This is a genomic window from Microcoleus sp. Pol7_B2, from assembly GCF_036701035.1.
Taxonomy (GTDB): Bacteria; Cyanobacteriota; Cyanobacteriia; order Cyanobacteriales; family Microcoleaceae; genus Microcoleus.
This window is the reverse complement of sequence record NZ_JAUBQB010000155.1, coordinates 1-4,306: the sequence shown is the minus strand read 5'-3', so window position 1 is coordinate 4,306 and position 4,306 is coordinate 1. Positions and strand designations below refer to the sequence as shown.

General features: G+C 45.1%; 4 protein-coding genes. 1 reads left to right on the top strand and 3 read right to left on the bottom strand.

What is annotated here, in order from left to right:
• Positions 1-15 precede the first annotated feature (15 nt).
• Complete coding sequence (locus QUA57_RS28095; RefSeq protein WP_333065064.1) at positions 16-579, bottom strand: tetratricopeptide repeat protein; 564 nt, start codon at positions 577-579, stop codon at positions 16-18.
• Between the two features lie 12 nt (positions 580-591).
• On the opposite strand from QUA57_RS28095, the gene QUA57_RS28090 reads away from it, so the two are divergent.
• Positions 592-729 (top strand): hypothetical protein, encoded by a 138-nt coding sequence (locus tag QUA57_RS28090; protein ID WP_333065063.1) that lies wholly within the window; start codon positions 592-594, stop codon positions 727-729.
• A 168-nt stretch (positions 730-897) separates the two neighbouring features.
• Here the strand turns inward: QUA57_RS28090 and QUA57_RS28085 are convergent, their stop codons facing one another.
• Complete coding sequence (locus QUA57_RS28085) at positions 898-2,616, bottom strand: S8 family serine peptidase (RefSeq protein ID WP_333065061.1); 1,719 nt, start codon at positions 2,614-2,616, stop codon at positions 898-900.
• 384 nt (positions 2,617-3,000) lie between these two features.
• Positions 3,001-3,786 (bottom strand): calcium-binding protein, encoded by a 786-nt coding sequence (locus QUA57_RS28080; RefSeq protein ID WP_333065059.1) that lies wholly within the window; start codon positions 3,784-3,786, stop codon positions 3,001-3,003.
• Positions 3,787-4,306: the final 520 nt, after the last annotated feature.

The following is a 4,306-nucleotide window of genomic DNA, read 5'->3' as shown; positions in this document are numbered from 1 at the left end:
CGAGCGAATAAGCTTTCATTTTTTCTGCTGATGTACTGAATGTAGTGTACCACATTTACATGGAATTTGCTGTATTTCGCGGGCGATCGCTAACTGTTGCTGTGAATACTCAATGACTTTGGGATAGTTGCCCAGATAGTAGTAAGCAAGTCCCAAATTGCCCAGTGCCATACCCTCCACTTGGCGGTTTTTAATTTCGCGGGCAAGCCCTAAATATTGCTGTGAATACTCAATGGCTTTGGCCGAGTCGCCCAGATTGAGGTAAGCAACTCCCACATTGACCAGTGCATTACCCTCCCCTCGGCGGTTTTTGAGGGCGCGATAAATTTGGAGTGCCTGTTGCCAGGAATTCAGCGCTGCTCTTAATTGACCAGTCTGAAGCTGTTGAATCCCCTGCTGCAACAGCCGATCTGCCTCTGCTTCACGAGCATCGGTAGTTTGAGCGATCGCTGGGAAGAGAGAGTCAGGAGTAGTTAATAGCGGGATAGTGGCAAGCAGGAACAGGGAAATGGAACCTAGGAAAACATGAGTGAGCCTACAGTGGGTCGAGTTGAGCCGCTTAAATGGGGAATACAGCATAGGATTCTAGAGTTGGAATTTAGAGAATTAGCCCGATCGCTCTTTCTGCCGTCGTCGTGCGATCGCCTCAATCTGCCACAGGCGATCGACCTTCATAGAAGCTTACTCTGTCTCCCCAATCTCGCCGCAGGGATGGGGACTCTAATCTGAATTAGACGACTATTTTAGCGATCGCCCGATCGGTTTGAATCAAACCATTACCCACTGGCATAGTCAAATCCAAAATCAAAACCTGGCGTGTTTAGATCGTCCATATCCAGAGCCGTCTGCTCTAACGCTCGATTAATGTCCGCAGGAATTAAGTCGGGATTTGCAATGCTATCCTATCAACCCATTCCGATTAGCTGTTGTCGTCAAAATATACTCAACTTGAGCTGGAGTTAAAGTCGGATTAGTATTCAAAACTAAAGCCGCTACACCCGCTACCTGTGGCGTTGCCATAGATGTGCCAGTTAGGGTGTCATAGGTGCTATAGGGAGTTGTAGAATAGATGTCTACTCCCGGAGCAACTAAGTAATCTAAAGGTGTGGAACCCGCACGGTTCGAGGTGTCAGCCATCCTGCCGTTTATATCAATGCTGCCAACTGCAATTCCCAAGCGATCGGCATTACGAGCTGGATAAGCTGGTTGGATGTGACCCAAATTTCCGGCTGCCATAACCACAACAGAGCCTTTGTTATTTGCATACTCAATTGCGTCATGCACCTGGGTGGACGGGGAAAACTCATTTCCCAAGCTGAGGTTAATTACATTTGCTCCATTATCAGCAGCATAGCGGATTCCAGCAGCAATATTATTCAACTCGCCGAAAAGGGAGGCGTCCAACACTCTGACAGGCATAATCTTAGCATTGGGCGCAACTCCTGTGATGCCAAAATCATTTCCTTCCGCCGCGATCGCACCTGCTATGTGAGTCCCGTGACCGTATAAATCCAGATCCATTGGGTTGTCGTCGCTAGCCACAAAATCCCAACCCCGAATATCATCAATATATCCGTTGCGATCGTCATCAATGCCGTTTGCAGCAATTTCACCAGGGTTCTGCCAAATATTGTCATCCAAGTCAGGATGGGTGTAGTCAACACCACTATCCACGACAGCTACAACAATCCCATTTCCTGTAATGTTCTGATTCCAGACTTCCGGTGTATTTATGACATCTAGCGCCCAATTATTCCCGCCCAAATCGGGAATATCAGGGAAAGGATTTGAGCGGTTTAAGGTGCTGGAAACTGCTGCATTTGCATTCACCAAACCGTAGCCGTAATTACTATTAAAAGTGCCGCTAGGTGTGGGAATATTTAGTTCAGGAATAGAGGTGGCAGAAAGATTCAGGTTGTAATTAGTAGAGTTGCCTAAGAAGCTAGAGACTTGGACATAGTATGTTCCTGGAGCCAGATTCGATACATTAATGACATCGGGGACGATGCCACTCTCAAGAGAGTAGTCAATAGTTTCGCCAAAATCAACTACACCGTTGCGGTTTCTATCTTGAATTAGCTTTACGTCAGCATCCGCTCTCAAACCGTCTAGACGCAGGCTAAAATTGCTCTTAGTGTTGATATCGAATCGATAGAAATGGTTGGAAGCTCCAACTCCGACAAAATCAGTTAAGTTGATGCTACCATTTTCAACACCAACAATATTACGAGCTATCGACAGAGAGTTCCCTGGATCGGCGAAATTCAACTGGGAAGCAGATATCGTTCCTGTTAGCGGATCTGCGTTGGCGATCGTTGATTGTGACTGCGGTTTGAGTTGAGAATCGGGGACCTCGCCACTAACTCGATCGCTCGCAGAGTAACTGAAGTCAGCGCCTGCATTAGCTACAATAAAATCTGCTATCTGTGTCTGTGGGTCGAAGCTGGATGCTGTGGAATTAGTCAAGCTAGATTCAGGACTATAACCAGGAATATTCAATGGATTGATCGCTGGGTTGAGCAAGTCGCTGTTAGCCGGAAATGTTGATTGGGCGATATCGTTTGACTGTTGATTGAAATAAACGCGCTCGTTAGAATTAGTTGTGATGTTTAACATAATTTAAAACCTCAGATATTTAGATTCATTCTTGATTTAAATCTTACGCAGCACAGATCGAAAAATCATCCGTTCTACCCACAGACTTGATCGAGTACGGGGTGCAAAATAGATTGCGGGAAAGTGCAATGTAGGTGAATATGTAGAGTAGATGGTTCACTTCCATCAGTGTTAAGATTATTGAGACGCGATCGCGAACAAAGATTAATTCCCCAGTCCGCCAGGGAATTAATTCCCTGTCTCATAGCGCAAGTCCTCTAAAAGAGGACTGAAGAATATAACTCAATAGTCCTCTTTCAGATATAAATGTCGCTTTTAGGCACTGAAGTTTTCAAGAGCCATTGATGAGGAATTTATTCCTCGCTACGAAGCTGTAAAAAGCGATCAAAATCCCGGAGCAGAGATAATACTACCTTGAAGATCTGCCACTCTTGCATTTTCCACAAAGCCTACTATCTCGCCGGAATTCCTAACTTTAATTAGAGTGCCTTGAGTCTGTACCGGTTGAGCATCTAATGTACCGAGCGGGGTCAATAGGTTGAAAATTTCTGGTGCATCAAAGTCCAATAAAACTGTGATGTTTGTCACGTATTGCAAGTCTACATCAGTAGCATTCAAACCACCTGCCAATCCAATTCGATCGACGCCAACTCTGAAACCTAGAACAAAATCGGCATTATTGACATCTGTAACTCCGGGTTCTGCTTGGATGACGTACAAGTTACTGCCCCCGATTTTGATTGAATAATTATCATCCAAACCTGTTAAAATATCCTGACCCAAACCTCCCACCAGAGTGTCATTTCCGCTACCGCTGATTAACAAATCATTGCCTCTGCCGCCCAAGAGAATATCGTTTCCTGGATCACCTCTTAGAAAATCTGCATCTTGACCGCCACTGAGAGAGTCATTTCCCTCTTCTCCAGTCAGGAAGTCTTTACTTTTGCCTCCGAATAAAGAATCGTTGCCCAAATCCCCGCTGATAAAATCTTCTCCATCATTGCCATAAACCAAATCATTAGCTGTTGAGCCAGTGACTACATCGTCACCTCCAAGCATCCAAACTCCCAAAGGAAAATTAGTTGCATCTGCGATCGACAAAGTAACAACTTCGGATGTATTGTCGCCAATTAATAGTCGAGATTCTGACGGAGCGGGTTGTAAAGCCATAAAAAAATCCTCTTAACACTTGACTTAAATCTTAAGCAACCCAGATCGGGAAATCATTCGTTCTACCCACAGACTTGATGAAGTACGGGGTGCAAAAGAGATTGCGGGAAAGTGCAATGTAGGTGAATATGTAGAGTAGATGGTTCACTTCCATCAGTTTTGAGATTGAGATAACTCGGCGGTTGAAACCCCGTCTACACAAACAAAGTCGGCCTGCGCCGACTAAAGAATAAAGCTCGTTTCCGATTGCATGGGAATTATTAGTATCCGAAAAGGAGACGGCAGTGCGGTTTCCCTAGAATGTTATTTTGGGTAGGGAAACCGCACTGCCGTCTGCTCTATGATTCCGGTACAACCGGAATTGATATAATTTAGGATAAAATTTAGGAAAAAAACATTGAGCCAATTCGCTATTCCTAAAAACTTACTCTGCCTCCCCAATCAAAGTAAATGCCGCCCAATTTCGCGGCTGGGGATGAGTTTTCATCGTGGTTAACATTGCCTGCCGAAGTGCCTGTGC

Coding starts and splice junctions, on each gene's coding strand:
- QUA57_RS28085 (WP_333065061.1), bottom strand. CDS start 2,616: ATGTTAAACATCACAACTAATTCTAACGAGCGCGTTTATTTCAATCAA.
- QUA57_RS28080 (WP_333065059.1), bottom strand. CDS start 3,786: ATGGCTTTACAACCCGCTCCGTCAGAATCTCGACTATTAATTGGCGAC.
- QUA57_RS28095 (WP_333065064.1), bottom strand. CDS start 579: ATGCTGTATTCCCCATTTAAGCGGCTCAACTCGACCCACTGTAGGCTC.